Source organism: Curtobacterium pomorum, from assembly GCF_044497295.1.
Classification (GTDB): domain Bacteria; phylum Actinomycetota; class Actinomycetes; order Actinomycetales; family Microbacteriaceae; genus Curtobacterium.
The window spans coordinates 1260157-1281281 of sequence record NZ_CP172409.1 but is presented as its reverse complement, the minus strand read 5'-3'; the positions used below and the strand labels follow the sequence as shown (position 1 = coordinate 1281281).

The 21125-nt window shown below is 70.6% G+C and carries 18 protein-coding genes; 5 read left to right on the top strand and 13 right to left on the bottom strand.

Going from position 1 to position 21125, the window contains the following annotated elements; translation table 11 throughout:
* Nucleotides 1-7: 7 nt before the first annotated feature.
* The 5 genes from ACGH48_RS06140 to rplU form a co-directional block, all read right to left on the bottom strand.
* A complete protein-coding gene (locus ACGH48_RS06140; protein WP_396290618.1) occupies nucleotides 8-1273 on the bottom strand; it encodes a glutamate-5-semialdehyde dehydrogenase in 1266 nt (421 codons plus the stop codon).
* A gap of 76 nt (nucleotides 1274-1349) precedes the next feature.
* Nucleotides 1350-2168, bottom strand: a complete 819-nt coding sequence (gene proB / locus ACGH48_RS06135; RefSeq protein ID WP_260233112.1) for a glutamate 5-kinase — start codon at nucleotides 2166-2168, stop codon at nucleotides 1350-1352.
* A 7-nt stretch (nucleotides 2169-2175) separates the two neighbouring features.
* Complete coding sequence (gene obgE / locus ACGH48_RS06130) at nucleotides 2176-3741, bottom strand: GTPase ObgE (protein ID WP_123313480.1); 1566 nt, start codon at nucleotides 3739-3741, stop codon at nucleotides 2176-2178.
* A gap of 158 nt (nucleotides 3742-3899) precedes the next feature.
* Nucleotides 3900-4151: a 50S ribosomal protein L27 gene (gene rpmA, locus ACGH48_RS06125; RefSeq protein WP_071257351.1), complete on the bottom strand. Its 252-nt coding sequence runs from the start codon at nucleotides 4149-4151 to the stop codon at nucleotides 3900-3902.
* 12 nt (nucleotides 4152-4163) lie between these two features.
* The gene (gene rplU, locus ACGH48_RS06120) at nucleotides 4164-4472 is read right to left on the bottom strand and encodes a 50S ribosomal protein L21 (RefSeq protein ID WP_123313479.1); all 309 of its coding nucleotides are present in this window, start codon (nucleotides 4470-4472) and stop codon (nucleotides 4164-4166) included.
* A gap of 179 nt (nucleotides 4473-4651) precedes the next feature.
* Here rplU and ACGH48_RS06115 point away from each other — a divergent pair, with 179 nt between their 5' ends.
* Entirely contained in the window at nucleotides 4652-4924 is a 273-nt protein-coding gene (locus tag ACGH48_RS06115; RefSeq protein WP_123313478.1) for a DUF4031 domain-containing protein, read from the top strand.
* Nucleotides 4925-5226: 302 nt separating this feature from the next.
* Here ACGH48_RS06115 and ACGH48_RS06110 read toward each other — a convergent pair whose 3' ends face one another.
* Nucleotides 5227-6192, bottom strand: coding sequence for a hypothetical protein (locus tag ACGH48_RS06110; RefSeq protein ID WP_396290617.1), 966 nt, complete (start codon nucleotides 6190-6192; stop codon nucleotides 5227-5229).
* Between the two features lie 2 nt (nucleotides 6193-6194).
* On the bottom strand, nucleotides 6195-9104 hold the full coding sequence (locus ACGH48_RS06105) for an Rne/Rng family ribonuclease (protein WP_396290616.1): 2910 nt from the start codon (nucleotides 9102-9104) through the stop codon (nucleotides 6195-6197).
* A gap of 349 nt (nucleotides 9105-9453) precedes the next feature.
* Here ACGH48_RS06105 and ACGH48_RS06100 point away from each other — a divergent pair, with 349 nt between their 5' ends.
* Nucleotides 9454-10056, top strand: coding sequence for a vitamin K epoxide reductase family protein (locus ACGH48_RS06100; RefSeq protein ID WP_396290615.1), 603 nt, complete (start codon nucleotides 9454-9456; stop codon nucleotides 10054-10056).
* A gap of 133 nt (nucleotides 10057-10189) precedes the next feature.
* Nucleotides 10190-11041, top strand: a complete 852-nt coding sequence (locus tag ACGH48_RS06095) for a DsbA family protein (RefSeq protein ID WP_396290614.1) — start codon at nucleotides 10190-10192, stop codon at nucleotides 11039-11041.
* Between the two features lie 74 nt (nucleotides 11042-11115).
* Here the strand turns inward: ACGH48_RS06095 and ACGH48_RS06090 are convergent, their stop codons facing one another.
* The 5 genes from ACGH48_RS06090 to ileS are packed head-to-tail and all read right to left on the bottom strand — an operon-like array spanning nucleotide 11116 to nucleotide 17573.
* Entirely contained in the window at nucleotides 11116-11964 is an 849-nt protein-coding gene (locus ACGH48_RS06090) for a DsbA family protein (protein WP_396290612.1), read from the bottom strand.
* 14 nt (nucleotides 11965-11978) lie between these two features.
* The gene (gene ndk, locus ACGH48_RS06085; RefSeq protein ID WP_111084529.1) at nucleotides 11979-12398 is read right to left on the bottom strand and encodes a nucleoside-diphosphate kinase; all 420 of its coding nucleotides are present in this window, start codon (nucleotides 12396-12398) and stop codon (nucleotides 11979-11981) included.
* 38 nt (nucleotides 12399-12436) lie between these two features.
* Nucleotides 12437-12853, bottom strand: coding sequence for a DUF4233 domain-containing protein (locus ACGH48_RS06080; RefSeq protein ID WP_396290611.1), 417 nt, complete (start codon nucleotides 12851-12853; stop codon nucleotides 12437-12439).
* Nucleotides 12850-14307, bottom strand: a complete 1458-nt coding sequence (locus ACGH48_RS06075) for a bifunctional folylpolyglutamate synthase/dihydrofolate synthase (protein ID WP_396290610.1) — start codon at nucleotides 14305-14307, stop codon at nucleotides 12850-12852. The genes ACGH48_RS06080 and ACGH48_RS06075 overlap by 4 nt, the downstream gene beginning before the upstream one ends.
* Nucleotides 14304-17573, bottom strand: a complete 3270-nt coding sequence (gene ileS / locus ACGH48_RS06070) for an isoleucine--tRNA ligase (protein WP_396290609.1) — start codon at nucleotides 17571-17573, stop codon at nucleotides 14304-14306. Before ileS ends, ACGH48_RS06075 begins: the two co-directional genes overlap by 4 nt.
* Before the next feature lie 249 nt (nucleotides 17574-17822).
* On the opposite strand from ileS, the gene ACGH48_RS06065 reads away from it, so the two are divergent.
* The gene (locus tag ACGH48_RS06065; RefSeq protein ID WP_396290608.1) at nucleotides 17823-18857 is read left to right on the top strand and encodes a cation diffusion facilitator family transporter; all 1035 of its coding nucleotides are present in this window, start codon (nucleotides 17823-17825) and stop codon (nucleotides 18855-18857) included.
* A gap of 11 nt (nucleotides 18858-18868) precedes the next feature.
* Here ACGH48_RS06065 and ACGH48_RS06060 read toward each other — a convergent pair whose 3' ends face one another.
* Nucleotides 18869-19468: a TetR family transcriptional regulator gene (locus ACGH48_RS06060; RefSeq protein WP_396290607.1), complete on the bottom strand. Its 600-nt coding sequence runs from the start codon at nucleotides 19466-19468 to the stop codon at nucleotides 18869-18871.
* Between the two features lie 32 nt (nucleotides 19469-19500).
* Between ACGH48_RS06060 and ACGH48_RS06055 the strand changes: the two genes are divergently transcribed.
* Nucleotides 19501-21120 (top strand): ABC transporter substrate-binding protein, encoded by a 1620-nt coding sequence (locus tag ACGH48_RS06055; protein WP_396290605.1) that lies wholly within the window; start codon nucleotides 19501-19503, stop codon nucleotides 21118-21120.
* Nucleotides 21121-21125 lie beyond the last annotated feature (5 nt).

The following is a 21125-nucleotide window of genomic DNA, read 5'->3' as shown; positions in this document are numbered from 1 at the left end:
GTTCAGTCTAGCCGCGGATCTGGCCGTTCCCGCGCACGATCCACTTGGTGCTCGTGAGCTCCGGCAACCCCATCGGACCACGGGCGTGCAGCTTCTGCGTCGAGATGCCCACCTCGGCGCCGAAGCCGAACTCGCCGCCGTCGGTGAAGCGCGTCGAGGCGTTCACCATCACGACCGCCGAGTCCACCGTCGCCAGGAACCGCTCGGCCGTGTCGACGTCGTTCGTCACGATCGACTCGGTGTGGTGGGTGGACCAGCGCGCGATGTGCGCCATCGCGGCGTCGACGTCCGGCACGACCCGGATCGACAGGTCGAGGTCCATCGACTCGGTCGCCCAGTCCTCGTCGGTGGCGCGGAGCACCCCCGGCACGATCGCCCGGGTGGCGTCGTCGCCGCGCAGCGTGACCCCGGAGGCGCGGAGCCGGTCCGCCAGCACGGGCAGGAGCCGCTCGGCCGCCTGCTCGTGCACCAGCAGGGTCTCGAGGGCGTTGCACACGCTCGGCCGCTGCACCTTGCTGTTCAGGACGATGTCGACGGCGCGCTGCTCGGGGGCGGACGCATCGAGGAACACGTGCACGACGCCGGCACCCGTCTCGATCACGGGGACCTGTGACTCGGTGACGACGGTCTGGATGAGCGAGGCGCTGCCACGAGGGATGAGGACGTCGACCAGGCCCCGGGCGCGCATCAGCTCCGTGGCGCCGGCGCGGCCGAACTCGTCGATGGTCTGCACGAGCTCGCGCGGCAGGCCGACCGACTCCACCGCGTCCTGGATGCGGGCCACGAGCACGGCGTTCGTCCGCTGGGCCGCCGATCCACCGCGGAGCACGACGGCGTTGCCGGACTTCAGCGCGAGCGAGGCGATGTCGACCGTGACGTTCGGGCGTGCTTCGTAGATGGCACCGACGACCCCGAACGGGACCCGCACCTGCGTCAGCTGCAGGCCGTTCGGCAGCAGCGAGCCGCGGAGGTGCTCCCCCACCGGGTCCTGCAGACCGACGACGTCCTCGACCGCGGTGGCCAGCGCCTCGATGCGTGCGGGGTCGAGCCGGAGACGGTCGACGAGCCCGGACGACAGGCCGCTCTCCTCGCCCGCGACCAGGTCACCGTGGTTCGCGGTGACGATCTCGTCCGTGGCGGCGCGGACGCCGGCGGCGATCGCCACGAGGGCGGCGTCCTTGACCGCCGTCGTCGCGGTCGCGAGGGCCGACGAAGCGGTGCGGGCCGCCACGAGCGTGTCGGTCAGGGTCGGGGCGGGCGCGATCGACGACATGGACCGATCCTAGGCCCGAGGCGATCCCGTGTGACGGACGCGACCCCGGCCTCCCGACCGCTGTGGACGACGCGTGTCAGGAACGGGGCGCCGCGTGGAACCAGGTGCCCACGTGCTCGCCCGACAGGGCGCGGTCGACGAGCGCCGTGGCGGTCACCAGGACCGACGTGCCCGCCTCGGCCGCGAGCCGTGCGGCAGCGACCTTCGTGCCGGCACCCCCGGTCCCCACGCCGGACTTGCCGACGGAGCCGAAGGTGACGCCGGCGAGCTCGTCGCCGAACGGGACCTCGTCGATGCGCTCGGCGCCGGGCTGCTCGGGGGGCTTCGTGTACAGGGCCTCGACGTCGGACAGCAGCACCAGGGCGTCGGCACCGAGCAGCCGCGCCACCAGGGCAGCGAGCCGGTCGTTGTCGCCGAAGCGGATCTCGTGCGTGGCGACGGTGTCGTTCTCGTTCACGATCGGCAGCACCCGCAGGGCGAGCAGTCGGTCGACGGCGCGCTGCGCGTTCACCCGGTGCGTCGGGTTCTGCAGGTCACCGGCGGTCAACAGGATCTGCGCCGCGACGACCCGGTGCCGGTCGAGTTCCTTCTGGTACCGGAACATCAGGACGTTCTGGCCGGTCGCCGCGGCGGCCTGCTGCGTGGCGAGGTCGTCAGGACGGCCCTCGAGCCCGAGGAACGGGAAACCGGTTGCGATCGCGCCGGACGACACGAGCACGACCTCGGTGCCCCGGCCGTACGCCGCGGACAGGGCGTCCACCAGTGGTCCGATCTGACCGGCGGCGTCACCGCTGACCGACGACGAGCCGACCTTCACCACGATCCGCCGCGCACGCGGGATGTCCTCGCGCCGGGTGACGGGTCCGAGGTCGGTGCGGGCGGTCGTGTCGGTCATGCCGCGGTCAGTCCTTCTGGTCGCTGGTCGTCTCGAGGTCGTCGCTCGTCTCGAGGTCGTCGCTGGTCACGACGTCGTCGTTCACCCAGAGGCCGGCGACGCGCTCCTGCTCGAGCTCGGCACGGGCGGCCGCCTTGGCGTCCATCCGCTCGAAGTACTCCTCGCGACGCTCGTTGCGGGTCGGACGCGACGTCGCGCCGATGCGGGCGTCGGTGCCTCGGGCGCTCGTGATGAGCTCCGCCGTCGAGGTGAGCGTCGGCTCCCAGTCGAAGACCATGCCGCCGTCGCCGCCGATCACGACGGTCGAGCCGGCGACGGCGCCGGCCTTGAACAGGCCGTCCTCGACACCGAGCTTCGCGAGCCGGTCGGCCAGGAAGCCGATCGCTTCTTCGTTGGTGAAGTCGGTCTGCTGCACCCACCGCTCGGGCTTCGCACCGCGCACGCGGTAGAAGCGGTGCTCCTCGCCGCCCTCGGCGCGGACCGTGAAGCCCTGGTCGTTGACCGCGCGGGGGCGGATGACGATGCGCTCGACGACCGGCTCGGCCGCGCGCTTCGCACGACCCTGCTCGACGACCTCGGCCAGCGCGAACGTCAGCTCACGCAGGCCCTTGTGCGACGCGGTGGAGATCGGGAACACGCGGTAGCCGCGGCCCTCGAGCTCGGCGGTGACGAACTCGGCGAGCTCGGCGGCGTCCGGCACGTCGATCTTGTTGAGCGCGATGAGCTGCGGACGCTCGAGCAGCGGCACCTGGCCCTCGGGGACCGGGTAGCGCTCGAGTTCGCCGAGGATGACGTCGAGGTCGCTGATCGGGTCGCGGCCCGGGTCCATCGTCGCGCAGTCGATGACGTGCAGCAGGGCTTCGCAGCGCTCGACGTGCCGCAGGAACTCGAGGCCGAGGCCCTTGCCCTCCGACGCGCCCTCGATCAGACCGGGGACGTCGGCGACCGTGAAGCGGCTCTCGCCCGACTCGACGACGCCGAGGTTGGGGGTGAGCGTGGTGAAGGGGTAGTCGGCGATCTTCGGCTTCGCGGCCGAGATCGCCGCGATGAGCGAGGACTTGCCGGCACTCGGGAACCCGACGAGGGCGACGTCGGCGATGGTCTTCAGCTCGAGGCTGATGTCACCCGCCCAGCCCTCGGTGCCGAGGAGCGCGAAGCCGGGGGCCTTGCGCTTCGTGGTGGAGAGCGCCGCGTTGCCGAGACCGCCCTGCCCACCGGGGGCCACGACGACGCGCATCCCGGGTTCGGTCAGGTCGGCGATGACCTCGCCGGCCTCGTCGTACACGACGGTGCCGATCGGGAGCGGGAGCTCCTGGACCTCGCCGCTCACACCACTGCGGTGGTCACCCATGCCGGGCTGACCGTTCTTGGACGAACGGTGCGGCGAGCGGTGGTAGCCGAGCAGCGTGGTGACCTGCGGGTCGGCCACGAGCACGATGTCGCCGCCGTCACCGCCGTTGCCACCGTCGGGCCCGGCGAGGGGCTTGAACTTCTCACGGCGGACCGAGACGCAACCGTTGCCGCCCTTCCCCGCGCTGAGGTGCAGGGTCACGCGGTCGACGAAGGTCGCCATGGTTCCACTCCTGGAAGGTCGTTGTGCCGACGGGATCCGTCAGCGCGTTGTGCCGACGGGATCCGTCGACGCGTTGTGCCGACGGCATCCGTCGGCGGGAAAAGCGAAGGAGGGGCGGGCACTCGGCCCGCCCCTCCCGCTGAAGCTGATCGTCGCGACTACGCGTTGACGATGTTGATGACCTTGCGGCCACCCTTGGTGCCGAACTCGACCGAACCGGCCGAGAGGGCGAACAGCGTGTCGTCGCCACCGCGGCCGACGTTGGCGCCCGGGTGGAAGTGGGTCCCACGCTGGCGGATGATGATCTCGCCGGCGTTGACGACCTCGCCACCGAAGCGCTTCACGCCGAGGCGCTGTGCGTTCGAGTCACGACCGTTGCGAGTGGAACTCGCACCCTTCTTGTGTGCCATGAGCTGACTCCCTTACGCGATCTTGGTGATCTTGACGCGGGTCAGTTCAGCGCGGAAACCCTGGCGCTTCTTGTACCCGGTCTTGTTCTTGAACTTCTGGATGATGACCTTCGGACCGCGCAGGTCGTCGAGCACCTCGGCGGTGACGGTCACGTTGGCGAGCTCGGAAGCCGCCGACGTGATCTTGTCACCGTCCACGAGGAGCACGGGGGCGAGGTCGATGTTGCCCTTGTCGTCCGCCTTGACACGGTCGACGGTCAGGATGGTGCCGACCTCGACCTTTTCCTGACGGCCGCCGGCGCGCACTACTGCGTAAACCACGTGGAAATCCTTACGTAACTCTGCTTGAGGGAAGTCTCGGGTGCCCACTTCTGCACGAGCGGCTCCCGGGAGGCCGGGCCCGATCGGCGACGCAGGCAGAACGGCCCGCTGACACCAGGGATCGAGAATACTCGATCCCCATGGGTCCGGTCAAACGGCGACACACGTACGATTGCACGGTGACCGTGTTGATCGACCCACCGACGTGGCCCGCTCACGACACTCTGTGGTCGCACCTCGTCAGTGATGAATCCTACGCGGAACTCCACGCGTTCGCTGCACGTGCCGGTGTGCCGCGTCGTGCGTTCGACCACGACCACTACGACGTGCCGCTCGCCAAGTACGACGAACTCGTCGCCGCGGGGGCGTCGGCGGTGTCCGGACGCGAGCTCGTGCTGCGGCTGATCCGCAGCGGGCTGCGCGTGGCGCAGCGCGACAAGCGCGCGCACTGACGCGCGGGCCGCGTGCGTCCGGACGCACGGTGCGAGGTTCCCGACTCGGTGCGGGGTGTGGCGGCTCGCACGGTGTCCGGAACCTCGCACGGTGCGCACGTGCCCTGGACGTGGCGCCGCACCGTGCGAGGTGAGGCGCGTGGCGGGCGCACACCGGGCCTCCCGGCCGCACCGTGCGCAGTTCCCCGCAGCGCGCGAGGTTGGTGGCTCGGTGCGGCGCCGGAGGCTCGCACCGAGCCGCGAACGCCGCACCGCCCGGAGAAACTCGCACCGTGCAGCGACCGCGCGTCGACGACCGGGGGTCAGCGGGGCGCTGGACCACCCCACGGCGCGGCCGGCGGCTGCTGCTGCTGGTTCGGACGGGGCTGTGCGCCGTACTGACCGCCGTACTGCCCGTAGGGGTCCGGCTGGACCAGACCCTGTCCGTACGGGCCCTGCTGCGGCTGCTGCGGCCCCGGCTGCACCGTCGCGGGCGGGACGGCGTCTGCGGGCCGTACCGTGCCCGGCAGGCCGGAGGTCGGCGCTGCACCGCGGTTCCGTCGCGGGCGGCCGAGCCAGAGCCACGCGGCGGTGGCGGTCGCCAGGAGCATCACCGTGTACGGCACCCCGTTGCGGAGCGGGTTCGTGACGACGTCGATGACCAGGCGGGACCCGCCCGAGGTGATCGCGCCGAACGCCCCGGTGAAGACGCCGACGAGCGCGAGTGCGATCGTCCCCGCGGCGCCGGCGAGCACCGCTCGGAGCAGCACCGTCGGCAGCGGGCTGCGACGGGCGATCGGCGTCAGGAACGCCAGCGCCAGGAAGGCCCCGGCGTAGAACGGGAACGGCGCGAGGAAGACCCCGGCGATGAAGCTGCCGACGAGGCTCGCACCGGCACCGTAGTGCGCGAACGGGCTGACGACGAGCGACGTCCCGATCAGGCCGACGACGCCGGACACGAACTCGACGAGCACGAGCGACACCACGGCGATGAGCGCCCCGGCCGTGTTGTTCACCGAGGCGCCGGGCGCGAAGGCCCGACGCGGGTCGGCCGGCGTGCGCGGCGGCCGTGGCGGGGCGTAGGGCACCCCGGCGGTCGGCTGCGCGCCGTGAAGCGGCTGCCCACCAGGCCACCCACCGCGCGGCGGCTGCCCACCAGGCTGCCCACCAGGCTGCCCACCGTACGGCGGCACGGGACCGCCGGCTCCCCCGGGTCCGGGCGGTGCGGGCTGCTGCCAGCCCGCACCGTAGTACCCACGATCCTGCTGCGGGTCACCCGGGTTCGCCACGCTCAGTTCCCCAGGATGACGGAGCCGTCGGTGTCGTCGCCGGATGCATCGTCGGTCGTGGCCGGAGCGCTGATGCTCGGCGACGACACGCGGCGGGACCGCGAACGGCCCTGGCCCGGCTGCTTCGGCTCCGGCAGCGCCTGGAGCACGGAGTCCAACAGCGACTCGGCGTCCGGGGCCACCTGGCGGGGCTCGCGCTTCGGTGCGGCGTTGAGCGGGATGTCCAGGATCGCGACCGTGTTCTCGGTCGGGGTCACCGTCGCGCTGGAGCTGACCCGTCGGCGGGCCGGGGCCTTGGCCTTCGGCTCGGCAGCAGGAGCGGCAGCCGCCGACTGGTCGACAGCCTGACTCCGCGCGGCCTGCTTCGGCTCGTCGCGCTTCGGCGCGGCCTGCTTCGGCTCGTCGCGCTTCGGCTCGGCGACGGGCTCCGGCTCGACCGCGGCGGATGCCGACTCGGTGGATGCCGACTCGGTGGCTTCGGTCGTGGCAGCGTTCGACTGCTCACCGCCCCGTCCGCCACGGCCGCCACGGCGCCGACGCTTCGAGCCGCTGGGCTGTTCGCCGGCGTCTGCGGACTCGGCGGTCCCCGCCGGCGCGTCGGCCGAGGTCGGGGCCGCTGCCGAGGTCGGCGATGCCGGCGACTCCTCGTGCGGGATCGTCGAGGCCGCGATCCGGGACAGCGCGTTCTTCACGTCGTCCGTGATCTGGTGCGCCTGGCTCGACTGCCCGTTCGACGAACCCGAGCCACCGCCGGAGTTGCCCCCGCCGTTGCCGTGCCCGTTGCCGCCGTTGCCGCCGTTCCCGTTGCCGCCGTTGCCGCCGTTCCCGGCCGCACCGCTGCGCCCCTTGCGACGCCCCTTGCTCGGGCCCGGGTCGGCGTTGTTGTCGTTGACCTTCGCGTTGACCTCGTCGAGCGACTCGCGCAGGCCGACACCGATCTTCTTGCGGGTCATCTGCACGAGGCCGAGCGAGGTGACCTCGGCGACCTGGTGCTTCGTGCGGTCGCGGCTCAGGCACTCGATCAGGCGACGGAGCACGAGGTCGCGGTTCTCCTCGAGCACCATGTCGATGAAGTCGACGACGATGATGCCGCCGATGTCACGCAGGCGGAGCTGGCGGACGAGTTCCTCGGCGGCCTCGAGGTTGTTCTTCGTGACGGTCTCCTCGAGGTTGCCCCCGGAGCCGACGAACTTGCCGGTGTTGACGTCGACGACCGTCATGGCCTCGGTGCGGTCGATCACGAGCGAACCACCGGAGGGCAGCCAGACCTTGCGGTCGAGCGCCTTGTCGATCTGCTCGTTCAGGCGGTACTCCTCGAAGGAGTCCGGGCCCTCGTAGCGGACGACGCGGTCCTTCAGGTCGGGTGCGACGGCCGACAGGTACTCGTCGATGGTGCCGCCGGCAGCCTCGCCGTCGATGATGAGCTTCGTGAAGTCCTCGTTGAAGACGTCGCGCACGATCTTGACGAGCAGGTCGGGCTCCGAGTGCAGCATGACCGGGGCCTGGCCACCGTCGACCTTCTTCTGGATGGCCTCCCACTGGCTGGCCAGGCGCTGCACGTCGCGGGTGAGCTGCTCCTCGGTCGCGCCTTCGGCAGCGGTGCGCACGATGACGCCCGCGTGCTCCGGCAGGACCTCCTTCAGGATCTTCTTGAGGCGCGCGCGCTCGGTGTCGGGCAGCTTGCGCGAGATGCCGTTCATGGAGCCGTTCGGCACGTAGACCAGGTAGCGACCGGGCAGCGAGACCTGGCTCGTCAGACGGGCGCCCTTGTGGCCGACCGGGTCCTTGGTGACCTGGACCAGGACCTTGTCGCCCGGCTTGAGCGCGGCCTCGATGCGACGGCCGTGGCTGGTGTCGACGGAGTTCCAGTCGACCTCGCCGGCGTAGAGCACGGCGTTGCGGCCGCGGCCGATGTCGACGAAGGCTGCCTCCATCGAGGGCAGCACGTTCTGCACCTTGCCGAGGTACACGTTGCCGATGAGCGACACGTTCTCGGACTTGGTGATGTAGTGCTCGGCGAGGATGCCGTCCTCGAGCACGCCGATCTCGATCGTCGACGAGCTGGAGCGGACGATCATCTGACGGTCGACGCTCTCGCGGCGGGCGAGGAACTCGTCCTCGCTCACGACCTGGCGACGACGTCCGGCGTCACGGCCGTCGCGGCGACGCTGCTTCTTCGCCTCGAGCCGGGTCGAGCCCTTGATACGCTGCGGCTCGGTGATGAGCTCGGGCTCGCGGCGGCGGGGCTCCTGGTGGTCGCGCGGTTCGCGCGGCGCACGGGACTCGCGGTCGGCGCTGCTCCCCCGACGACGCGAACGACGGCGGGATCCGCCGGGCTCCTCGTCGTGGTCCTCGCGGTCGAACCGGTCCTCGCGCTCGGAACGGTCGAAGCGGTCGTCACGGTCGTCCTCGTCACGCTCGTACCGCGCGGCGCGGCGCGGCAGCTCCGGCAGGACGGGGGCGTGGAAGATCAGGCTGAGCGTGCTGGTCGCCTTCGGGACGAACGGCTCGGCCGGGGCGGCGGGTTCGCTCGCCTCGGTCGTCTGCTCGGTCTCGGTCGGACGGGAGGCACCACTCGCCTCCGTCACGTCGGTCGCGGGCTCGGCCGGCTCGGCCGTGACCACCGGCAGGTCGCCGGTCAGCGTGCTCACGTCGTCCGGCTCGGCGCTCTGAGCGGCGACGGCCTCGACCGCGACGGAGACCGTCTCGGCTCCGGTCGGCTCGACCGCGTCCGCTGCGTCGGCGGACGAACCGTCCGTCAGCGCGGAGGCCTCGTCGACGGCCGGCACCTGCACGGCACCGGCCTGACCCTGCAGGCCGGACGACCGGGCGCGGCGTCCGCCGAACAGGCGGGTCCGACGCTTCGGGGCGTTCTCGTCGTTGGTCGTGTTGTCGTTGTTCTGCTCCACCATGGACTGGCGCACTCCTCGGCCCCACTCGCACCCTTGTCAGGCGGCGGGAATTCTTTGGTTGTGGCGGTGGCGTCGACGCCCCGCGCTCGCTGTCTTCGTGACCGGTCTGCGTCAACTTCTCGTTGCGTCCGCGGCCGTTCCGGTCCGGGCACCCGGCCCGGGTCGGCTCGGCGTCGGAGTGACGCTGTCCCGACCACGGTGCGCTCTCACCGCACCTGATCGTCCGGACACTGCCCCGTGGGGCACCGCCCGGAAAGCTCTCTTCGGTCTGCGGTTGCCCGCACGACCTCCGGCCAGTATCGCACGCCGCTCCCGGAAAGGACCGGAACCCGCGTGCGATGATGACGGCGTGAGCACGTCAGCGCCTGCCCCCCGTCGTCCGGTCGCGATGGCCGTCTTCCTCTTGATCACCGGGTTCGTCGGCCTCTACGGGTCGTTCTCCCTGGTGCTCGACGAGTTCAAGAAGTACGCAGACCCGGACACCGTGCTGTCGTGCGACGTGAACCCGTTCATCAGCTGCTCGGACGTCATGGCCAGTTGGCAGGGCCACCTGTTCGGGTTCCCGAACCCGCTGCTCGGCGTGATGGGCTTCGTCGCGCCGATCGCCGTCGCCGTGCTGATGCTCGCGGGCTTCCGGAACGGTTCGCGGTGGTTCTGGATCGCCTTCAACGCCGGCGTGTTCCTGGCGTGGGTCTTCGTGACGTGGCTCTTCACCCAGACCGTGTGGTTCATCGGCGCGCTCTGCCCCTGGTGCATGCTCGTGTGGTCGATGACGATCCCGATGTTCTGGGTGTTCACGATCTGGAACGCCGCGCAGGGTCGCTTCGGTGCGAAGACCCAGCGCGTCGGCCGGGTGCTGCTCCCCTTCTGCTGGGCGTTCCCGCTGGCGAACTACCTGTTCATCATCGTGACGATCATCATCAAGTTCCCGACCATCCTCACGGTCTTCTGATCCACTGCTGGACGTTCCCGATGCGGCGACGATGACGCATCGATGACGTGTCGATGACGCGTCACCGAATTCCTGGGCGCTTCCCAGGCAGGACGCCCGATCGGCGTCCGGGCAGCACCTACGCTCGATCTCGATGAGCGAGAACGAGAGCAAGAAGGTCCGTCGCGACGCCGCCCGAGAGCGCGCGCGCGAAGCCCGGGTGAAGGAACAGGCGCGACGTCGCCGCAACAGGACGCTCGGCATCAGCGGCATCATCGTCGGCAGCCTGGCGGTCGTCGCCGTGGTCGTCCTGGTGATCGCGAACTCGGTGCAACCCGCGGGGCCGGGGCCGCGCAACATGGCGAGCGACGGCATCCTGTTCACCGGCCAGAGCGGCAAGATCGTGCCCGTCGAGACGAAGGCGACACCCGACGGCGGGACCCCGACGGCGACGAAGCAGGACGACTCGGTGGCGAACATCACCGTGTACTCGGACTACATGTGCCCGTACTGCAACCAGTTCGAGACGGCGCAGATGGACCAGATCCAGCAATGGGTCGAGGACGGCTCGGCGACCCTCGAACTGCACCCGTTCAACCTGCTCGACCGGGTGTCCCTCGGGTCGAAGTACTCGACGCGCTCCGCGGCAGCGGCCGCCTGTGTCGCGAACGACGACCCGGACGCCTTCCTGGCCTACAACACGTCGCTCTACGAGAACCAGCCGTCCGAGAGCACCAAGGGGCTCACGAACGACGAGCTGGCGTCCCTGGCGAAGGAGGCCGGCGCGACGAGCAGCAAGGTCGCCTCGTGCATCACCGGGCAGCACTTCGCCGGGTGGGTCGCCGACGCCACGAACCGGGTGATGAACGACCCGATCCCGAACTCGTCGCTCGACAAGGTGACGAGCACCCCCACGATCATCGTGAACGGGAAGCAGTTCACCGGCTCCCTGACCGACACCGACGCCTTCGCGTCCTTCGTCGAGCAGAACGGTGGCACCGCCTGACCCGAAGGTGCCCCACACGAGCGAAGGCCCCCGCTTCCGGATGGAAGCGGGGGCCTTCGCTCGTGCGGGTGGCGCTACTTCGCCGCGTCGTCGATCGCGGTGATGACCGTGCTGAGGTTGTCCAGGCGCTTGCCGTTCACGACCACGGTCGGCGTGCCGAAGCCCTGCGTGCCCTGCAGTGCTTCGTCCGCGGTGACGAGCTTCGTGGACTTGGTCACCCAGCCCTTGAACTGCTCGGTCGACAGGCACTCGGAGACGTTCGACCCGGTCGCGCCCCCGGCCTTGACGAGCTTCGCGATCTCGGCGTTCGTCAGGCCCGAGGTGCCCTCGGCGGGCTGGTTGTCGAAGAACTGCGTCTGGACGTCCAGGAACTTGTCCGGCGCGTAGTTCGCGACGCACATCGCGGCGTTCGCGGCCCGGCTGGCGTAGCGCGAGCTCTGGTAGCTGCGGTCGAGGATCGACACCGGCTGGATGGCCAGCGTCGCATCGCCCGACTTCACCTTGTCCAGGATCTGGTCGGCGTAGGCGGCCTCGAACTGCTTGCAGACCGGGCAGGCCCAGTCGACGTACTCGGTGACCGCCACAGCGCCGTCGGTGTTCGACGTCGGGACCGCCGACGGGGTGCCCTTCGCGGTGACGGCCTTCGTGGTCACCGGGGTGACCTCGCCGCCCTCGCCGGTGAACTGGATCGCACCGGTGGCCATGTTCTTCGGCCCGGCAGCGGACACGGCGGGCGCGTTGTTCACGTTCACCACGACGAGCGTGATGATCGCGGCGATCGCGATGATCCCCAGGCCGATGCCGCCCTGCAGGAACCACTTGTTGCGGCGCTTGCGGCGCTTCTCGGCGTCGGCGCGCTGTCGCGAGACCTCGCGCGCGTGCTGACGACGTTCGTTCTTGGTGGGTCGGTCGTTGTTCGTCATGCTCTCCCCGTCGCTCAGGCGAACCAGAGCGCGAGCTCGCGCGCCGACGACTCGGTGCTGTCGGATCCGTGCACCAGGTTCTGCTGCACCTTGAGACCCCAGTCGCGACCGAGGTCGCCACGGATGGTCCCGGGTGCGGCGCTGGTCGGGTCGGTGGTGCCGGCGAGCGACCGGAAGCCGGCGATCACGCCGTTGCCGGCGACGCGCACGGCGACGACCGGACCGGACTGCATGAACTCGACGAGCGGCTCGAAGAACGGCTTGCCCTGGTGCTCCTCGTAGTGCGCGTCCAGCAGGTCGCGCGGCGCGGTGAGCATCTTCAGGTCGACGATCTCGTAACCCTTCGACTCGATGCGGCGAAGGATCTCACCGGTGAGCTGGCGGGCGACGCCGTCGGGCTTGACGAGGACGAGGGTCTCTTCGAGGTCGGACACGCAGTACTCCTAGTGTGTTCGCGGGATCGGAGGGGTGGTCAGTCCTCGCCCATGGCGGCCCGGCGCGCGGCGTTCTGACGGTCGAGCTGACCGCCCTTGACGAAGCAGAAGACCCACAGCGCCAGGAACACCACGGCGACCGCGAACATGAACGGTTCGATGAACCCGGTGGCGAGGATGGCCGCCTGCAGCAGCCACCCGAACCATACACCGGCGGGGTTGCCGGTCAGGCGTGAGGCCAGTGCCAGCACGACCATCGCACCGATGCCGCCGCCGAACGCCAGGGCCGGCGGCAGGGTCCCCTTGCCGAACACGACGAGCATCGGGAAGAAGAACATGATCGCCTCGAGCACGAGCGCGATCGACAGCAGGCTCTCCTGCGCCCCGCGGTCGCGTCGCGGCTTCCGGGTGCGCGGTGCACGCCCCGGCCGGGAGGCACGTGGTGCGTCCGTCACTTCGTCTCGCCTTCCCGGTGGACCAGGTCCATGACCGCACCCACCATCACGATGGAGCCCGCGACGAGCACGAGGGCGTCCTCGGCGTCCGCCTCGTCCGCCAGGTCGCGTGCCTGCTGCAGCGCGGCGGCCAGCGACGGCTCGACGACGACACGGTCCGCGCCGACCTCGTCCACGACGACCTTCGCGAAGGCGTCCGCGTCGAGCGCACGATCCCCCGGCGGCTGCGTGACGACGAAGGTCTCGACGGTGCCCTTCAGCGCGCGGACGAACCCGCGGGCGTCCTTGTCGCCGAGGATCCCCACGACGCCGACGACGTGCTCGGACGGGAACGCCACCGGCAGGGCCTCGGCCAGGGCCTTGGCGCCGTGCGGGTTGTGCGCCGCGTCGACCACGACGGTCGGCTCGGTGGCGATCGGCTGCAGGCGGCCGGGGCTCGTGGCACCGGCGAGGCCCTCGGACAGGACGTCCTCGTCGAGCGCCTGGGTGCCCCGACCGAGGAACGACTCGACAGCGGCGATCGCGACGGCCGCGTTGTGCGCCTGGTGCCGGCCGAACAGCGGCAGGAACAGGTCGTCGTAGCGGCCGGCGATCCCCTGCACGGTGATGAGCTGACCGCCCACGGCCGGGGTGACGTCGACCACCGAGAAACCAGTGCCCTCGACGGCAAGGGTCGACTCGGTCAGCTCGGCGGCCCGCTCGAGTTCCACGAGGGCCTCGGGGACCTGCTCGCTCGACACCACGGCGGACGACGGCTTGATGATCCCGGACTTGGTGCGGGCGATCTCCGCCACGGTGCTGCCGAGCTGCTTCGCGTGGTCGATGGCGATCGGGGTGAACACCGCGACCTGGCTCTGCACGACGTTGGTGGAGTCCCACTCGCCGCCCATGCCGACCTCGATCACGGCGACGTCGACCGGCGCCTCGGCGAAGCAGGCCAGGGCCAGCACGGTCAGTGCCTCGAAGAAGGTGAGCGGAAGCTCGCCCCTGTCGGCGAGCTCGTTGTCGGTCAGCTCGAGGACCGGGGCGATGTCGTCCCAGTTCTCGACGAACCGCTCGGCGGCGATCGGCTGGCCGTCGATGACGATGCGCTCCCGGATCGACACCAGGTGCGGGCTCGTCATCAGGCCGGTGCGCAGACCGTGCGCACGGACGATGCTCTCGGTCGTCCGAGCCGTCGAGGTCTTGCCGTTCGTCCCGGTGATGTGGATCACCGGGTACGCCAAGTGCGGGTCGCCGAGCAGCTCGACGGCGCGACGGGTCGCGGTCAGGCGGTGCTCGGGCGACTGCTCGCCGATCCGGGCGTACAGGGCGGCCTCGACGCGCTTGACCTCGTCGTCGTCACCGCCGTACGGCACGGCCTCGAGCGGGGTGTCACCGGACGGACCCACCGGGATCCGGATGCCGTCCTCGTCGTGCTGGTCGTGCTCGTCGTACTGGTCGTCGTCGCTCATGCGCGTGACACCTCCACGGTCACCTTCGCGCCGTCACCGACATCGGTGGTGGCGCCTGCCCCGAGGGGCACGATCTCGACGCTCGTCGCCAGGGTCTCCCCCGCGATGAGCTGCTGGTGGGTGCGCACCGACGCGTCGGCGACCTCGTCGACCCCGAGGGTGAGGACGATGCGGTCGCTGACGTCCAGGTCGGCGTCGCGTCGGGCCTGCTGGACGGCGCGGACGACGTCGCGGGCGAGCCCCTCCGCCTCGAGCTCGGGCGTGGTCACGGTGTCGAGCACCACGAAACCGCCCTCGTCGAGGAACGCCACGGCGACCGACGGGTCGGCGACGGTGAGGTCGAGCGTGTACTCGCCCTGGACCAGGTCGACACCGCCGACGGTGACGCCGGACTCGGTCGCGGTCCAGTCGCCCTTCTTCGCGGCCGGGATCACCTGCTGCACCTGCTTGCCGATCCGGGGACCGGCGACACGGGCGTTGACGGTGAGCTTCCGCTCGATGCCGTACTGCGCCAGGGATTCCTCGGCCTGCGCCTCGAGCACGACCCGCTTGACGTTCAGCTCGTCGCGCAGGATGTCGGCGAACGGTTCGACCGCCGCCGGGTCCGGCACCACGAGGGTGAGCGTGGCGAGCGGCAGCCGGACGCGCTTGCCGGTCGCCTTGCGGAGCGCGAGGCCCTTCGAGGCGACGTCGCGCACGCGGTCCATCGCCGCGACGAGGGCGTCGTCGGCGGGGAACTCGGCCGCGTCCGGGAAGTCCGTCAGGTGCACGCTCCGACCGCCGGTCAGGCCCTTCCAGATCTCCTCGGTGACGAGCGGGGCGAGCGGGGCAGCCACACGGGTCAGGGTCTCGAGCACGGTGTACAGCGTGTCGAACGCGGCACGGGCGTCGTCCGCTGCCACGCGGTCGGCTCCGGTCCAGAACTTGTCGCGCGACCGGCGGACGTACCAGTTCGTCAGCACGTCGGCGAAGTCGCGGACGGCCTGGGCCGCGAGCGGGGTGTCGAGCGCGTCGAGGTGCTGCTGCACGTCGGACACCAACACCCGGGTCTTCGCGAGCAGGTAGCGGTCGAGCACGTCGGTGCTGTCCGTGCGGCGGGTGGCCTGGTAGCCGTCCGGCCCGGAGGCGTTCGCGTACAGGGTGAAGAAGTAGTACGTCGACCACAGCGGGAGCATGAACTCGCGGACGCCCTGGCGGATGCCTTCCTCGGTGACGACGAGGTTGCCGCCGCGGATCACCGACGAGGACATCAGGAACCAGCGCATGGCATCGGCACCGTCGCGGTCGAACACCTCGGAGACGTCCGGGTAGTTCCGCAGCGACTTCGACATCTTCTGGCCGTCCGAGCCGAGGACGATGCCGTGGCTGATGACGTTCTTGAAGGCCGGCCGGTCGAACAGCGCCGTGGACAGCACGTGCATGACGTAGAACCAGCCACGGGTCTGCCCGATGTACTCGACGATGAAGTCGGCGGGGTTGTGCGACTCGAACCACTCGCGGTTCTCGAACGGGTAGTGCACCTGGGCGTACGGCATCGACCCGGAGTCGAACCAGACGTCGAACACGTCGGTGATCCGGCGCATCGTCGAGTTCCCCGTGGGGTCGTCGGGGTTCGGACGGGTCAGGTCGTCGATGAACGGGCGGTGCAGGTCGACCTCGCCGTCGGCGTTCAGCGGCAGGCGACCGAAGTCGCGTTCGATGTCGGCGAGCGAGCCGTACACGTCCGTGCGCGGGTACTCGGGGTCGTCCGACTGCCACACCGGGATCGGCGTACCGAAGTAGCGGTTGCGCGAGACCGACCAGTCGATGGCGTTGCCGACCCACTTGCCGAACTGGCCGTCCTTGACGTTGTCCGGCACCCAGTTGATGTCCTGGTTCAGCTGGCCCATGCGGTCACGGAGCTCCGTGACCCGGACGAACCACGACGACACGGCCTTGTAGATGAGGGGCTTCCGGCAGCGCCAGCAGTGCGGGTAGCTGTGCTCGTAGGACGCCTGGCGGAGCAGGCGCCCGGCGTCGCGCACGGCCTTGGTGAGCGGCTTGTTCGCGTCGGACCAGAGCACGCCGGCGACCTCGCCGAACTGCGAGGTGAACACACCGCCCTCGTCCAGCGACAGCACGACGGGGATGCCGGCTGCGGCGCAGACCTCCTGGTCGTCGGCGCCGTAGGCCGGGGCCTGGTGCACGATGCCGGTGCCCTCGCCGGTCTCGACGTAGTCGGCGACGAGGATCTTCCAGGCGTTCTCCATGCCCTCGGTGTCCGCGAGGAAGTCGAACAGGCGCTCGTACTCCACGCCGTCGAGCTCCGCGCCCGTCAGGGTGCGGACGACCGCGGCAGCGGCGTCCTCGGCGCTCTCGTAGCCGAGGTCCTTCGCGTAGGCGGCCACGGTGTCCGAAGCCAGCAGGTAGTGGACGGAACCGGCGTCGGCACCGTCAGCCGCGCCTCCCGGCCCCGCAGGGAGCACCACGTACGAGACCGCAGGCCCGACGGCCAACGCGGCGTTCGTCGGCAGCGTCCAGGGGGTCGTCGTCCAGGCGAGCGCGCGCACACCCGTCAGGTCGAGCGCGGCAGCGCGGTCGCCGTGCAGCGGGAAGGAGACCGTGACGGACTGGTCCTGGCGCATCTTGTAGACGTCGTCGTCCATGCGCAGCTCGTGGTTCGACAGCGGCGTCTGGTCGTTCCAGCAGTACGGCAGGACCCGGAAGCCCTCGTACGCCAGGCCCTTGTCCCAGAGCTGCTTCCACGCCCACAGCACGCTCTCCATGAACGTGGTGTCGAGCGTCTTGTAGTCGTCCTCGAAGTCGACCCAGCGCGCCTCGCGGGTGACGTACTGCTGCCACTCGTCGGTGTACTGCAGGACGGACTTCTTGGCGGCGGCGTTGAACACGTCGATGCCCATGGCGTCGATCTCGTGCTTCTCGGTGATGCCGAGCTGGCGCATCGCCTCGAGCTCGGCGGGCAGGCCGTGGGTGTCCCAGCCGAAGCGGCGGTGCACCTGCTTGCCGCGCATGGTCTGGTAGCGCGGGAAGACGTCCTTCGCGTACCCGGTCAGCAGGTGGCCGTAGTGCGGCAGGCCGTTCGCGAACGGGGGGCCGTCGTAGAAGGTCCACTCGTCGCAGCCCTGACGCTGATCGATGGACGCCTGGAACGTGTCGTCGCGCTTCCAGAAGGCGAGGATCCCCCGCTCGACGGCGGGGAAGGACGGCGAGGGGACGACGCCTGCGGCGCCGTCGTGCTCGTCGGGACGGTTCAAGGGGTAGCGCACCGCGGGGCTCCTGTGGGTTGCCGGTTCTCGGACCACGAGGACGGAGCGGACTCCGCGGTACCACCTCGCTTGCCGTGGCGCACTGTTCGGCGCGTCACGACCGCTCGTGTTCGGGTTCGGCGCGGCCCGGTCCGCCCGGTTCTACTGACGAGCCGCTCGCGCGGACCGCGTTCTTCCGGGAGCTCCCCGGTGATGGCCGGATCGACGCTCGTGTGACACGAGTTTAGCGGACGGGAGCATGCTGGAGGGATGCCCGACGACTCTGCCTCCGGCGAACGCCCGGAGTCCTCCCTCACCGTCATCATCGCCTTCGGCGCGAACCTGCTCGTGGCGATCGCGAAGACCATCGCGTCGCTCCTCTCGGGCTCGGCATCGATGGTGGCCGAGGCGGCGCACTCGTGGGCGGACACCGGCAACGAGGTCTTCCTGCTCGTCGCCGAACGACGGGGCGCGCGGAAGCGCGACACCGCACACCCGCTCGGCTACGGGCGCGAGACGTACATCTGGTCGATGTTCGCCGCGTTCGGCCTGTTCACCGCCGGCGCCATCGTGTCGATCTACCACGGCATCTCGGAACTCGGGGACACCGGCCCGGCCGAGGACGTCCTGCTCAACTACATCGTGCTGGCGCTGTCGTTCTGCCTCGAGGGCACGAGCTTCCTGCAGGCGTACCGCCAGGCGCACGGTGCCGCGACGAAGCGCAAGGTGCCGGTGCTGCGCCACGTGCTGCAGTCCTCGAACCCGACGCTGCGAGCCGTGTTCGCCGAGGACGCCGCCGCGCTCATCGGCCTCGTCGTCGCGTTCCTCGGGGTGTTCCTGCACCAGGTCACCGGCCTGGCGGTCTTCGACGCGATCGGGTCCATCGCGATCGGCGTGCTGCTCGGCGTCGTGGCGATCGTCCTCATCGACCGCAACCGCCGCTTCCTGCTCGGCGAGAGCACGTCGCCGGAGCTCGAGAACGCCGTGCTCGTCGAGCTGCTCGGCCGCTCGCAGGTCGAACGCGTCACCTACCTGCACCTGGAGTTCGTCGGACCGTCGCGGGTGTACCTCGTCGCCGCCGTCGACCTGACGGGCAACGAGAACGAGGAGCACGTCGCGGTGCGGTTGCGCGACGTCGAGAAGTCGCTCGAGGACAGCCCCTACATCGAGGAGGCCGTCCTCACCCTGAGCTACCCGGGTGACGAGTCCCTGGTGCCGACCGACGACGACGTGCCCGAGGTCGTGCGCGACGGGACGGCCTCGGACGTGGCGTCCGGCGGCGCGGGGACCCTGCGCACGGAGTGAGCGTCCGCGCGTCAGCGCGCGTCGAGGCCCGCGACCACCGGCGTCAGCGCTGCGGCGACGTACTCGACGAGCGGCCGGCGCGCCACCCCGTCGGCGACCCACACCCCGAACGCCGCCGCGGCGGCACCGAGCATCGCGCCCGACACGGTCTGCGGCCAGAGCGACCCCGGCTGCTCCCCCGTGCGCCCCGCCACGAAGGCGGCGACGGCCCCGTGCTGCGCCATCACCCGGACGGCGACGCCGGCGACGAGCTCGGATCCGATGCCCATCACCTCGGCCTGCGCGACCGCCCACGGCACCCGCTCGGGGTCGTGGGCCCGGGCCGCAGCGAGCAGGGCCTGCTCCACCGCACGCACCGCACTCGCCTCGGTCGAGGACGCCAGGTACCCGGGCAGCCCCGCCACTGCGGCGTCGAGCTCGAGCCACATGACGTCGGACTTCGCCGTGAAGTAGTTGAAGAACGTCGCTCGGCTGACCCCGGCACGCACGGCGATCTGGTCGACCGTGGTGCGCCCGTACCCCTGCTCGAGGAACAGCTCGGCGGCGGCGTCCGCGAGGACCTCGGCGCTCGAGCGTCGGGGCCGCCCACCGCGGCGGATCGGTTCGTCCATGGGCCCCAGTAAACCGCTAGACTCGTCCAGCCATGATCTTGGACTCAGTACAGAAAACCGTCGCCGCCGTCGCGAGCGCCACCGCCGTCGTCCTCGTCCTCGCCGCCTGCAGCGGCGCGGGGACGAGCACCACGAGCAGCAAGCCGGTGAGCGGCGGGACCCTGACGTACGCGTCCGGCGACGCCGAGCCCACCTGCCTCGACCCGCACGTCGGCGGCAACTACCCGCAGGCGCTCCTGGCGACGCAGTACATCGAGGAGCTCGTCGGGCTCGAGGACGGCGAGCCGACGCCCGAGCTCGCGACGAAGTGGACCACGAGCGACGACGGCAAGACCCTCACCTTCACGCTCCGCGACGACGTCACCTTCACCGACGGCACCCCGTTCGACGCCGCCGCCGTCGTGGCGAACATCGAGCACGTGCAGGACCCGGCGACCGCGTCGAGCACCGGTTACCTCGCGCTGCAGTCGATCACGAAGGCGACGGCCACCGACGACCACACCGTGACGCTCTCGCTGAGCCGTCCGGACAGCGCGCTGCTCGAGTCGTTCTCGCAGCCCTGGGTCGGCATGGAGTCTCCGAAGGCGCTCGAGCGCAAGCAGGCGACGAACTGCGAGTCCCCCGTCGGCACCGGCCCCTTCGAAGTGACCGGCTGGAAGCACGGCGACCGCGTCACCCTGACGAAGAACACCGACTACTGGGGGAAGACGAAGCCGCGCCTGTCCGGCATCACGTGGCGCTTCCTGCCCGACTCCACCTCGCGCTACGCCGCGCTGCAGTCCGGCCAGGTCGACGTCATCGACAACGCGCAGCCCGACCAGCTCAAGGCAGCGTCGGCGAAGGGCGCGATCCGTGACCTCGACGCCCCGCGCCCCGGCGCCTCGAACCGTCTCGAGCTGAACTCCGGCCACGGGGTGTTCCGCGACGAGGCCGTGCGCCAGGCCTTCATCGCCGGCGCGGAGATCGACCCGGGCCTGCAGTCGCTGTTCCTCGGTACCGCGAAGCGCTCGTACTCGGTGCTCTCGAGCGCCGAGCCCCTGGCGTACTCGGAGAAGAACCGGTTCGACTACTCCCCCACCAAGGCGAAGCAGCTGCTCGACGACGCCGGCTGGACGGTCGGGTCGGACGGCATCCGGCAGAAGGACGGCCAGCAGCTCACCGTGACGTTCCCAGTGTCGACGAACCAGTCGGTGCCGGCCGAGCGCAGCCTGTTCCAGCAGATCCAGGCGTCCGAGAAGGCCGTCGGGTTCAAGGTCGTGCTGGACGAGCTCGACCTGTCCAGCTGGTATGCGGCCCTCGCGGCGAACGAGTACGACGTGGTCAGCGCCCCGTACACGAAGGTCGGCCCCGACGTCCTGCGCATCCTGTACGACAGCGCGAGCATCGAACCCGCACCGTCCGGCTACTTCGCGAACCTGGCCCAGCTCGACGACCCCGCGCTCGACACCCTGCTCGAGCAGGCGGCCCGCACCTCGGACGCCGACGAGCGCGCCGACCTGTACGAGCAGGCCCAGAAGGCGATCCTCGCGAGCGACACCGTGCTCCCCCTGTACGACCAGCAGAACCACTTCCTGGTGCGCTCGGCCGTGCACGGCATCCAGACGACCTCCGTCTCGACGCCCTGGTTCGGCACCGCCTGGATCGACCGCTGACACGG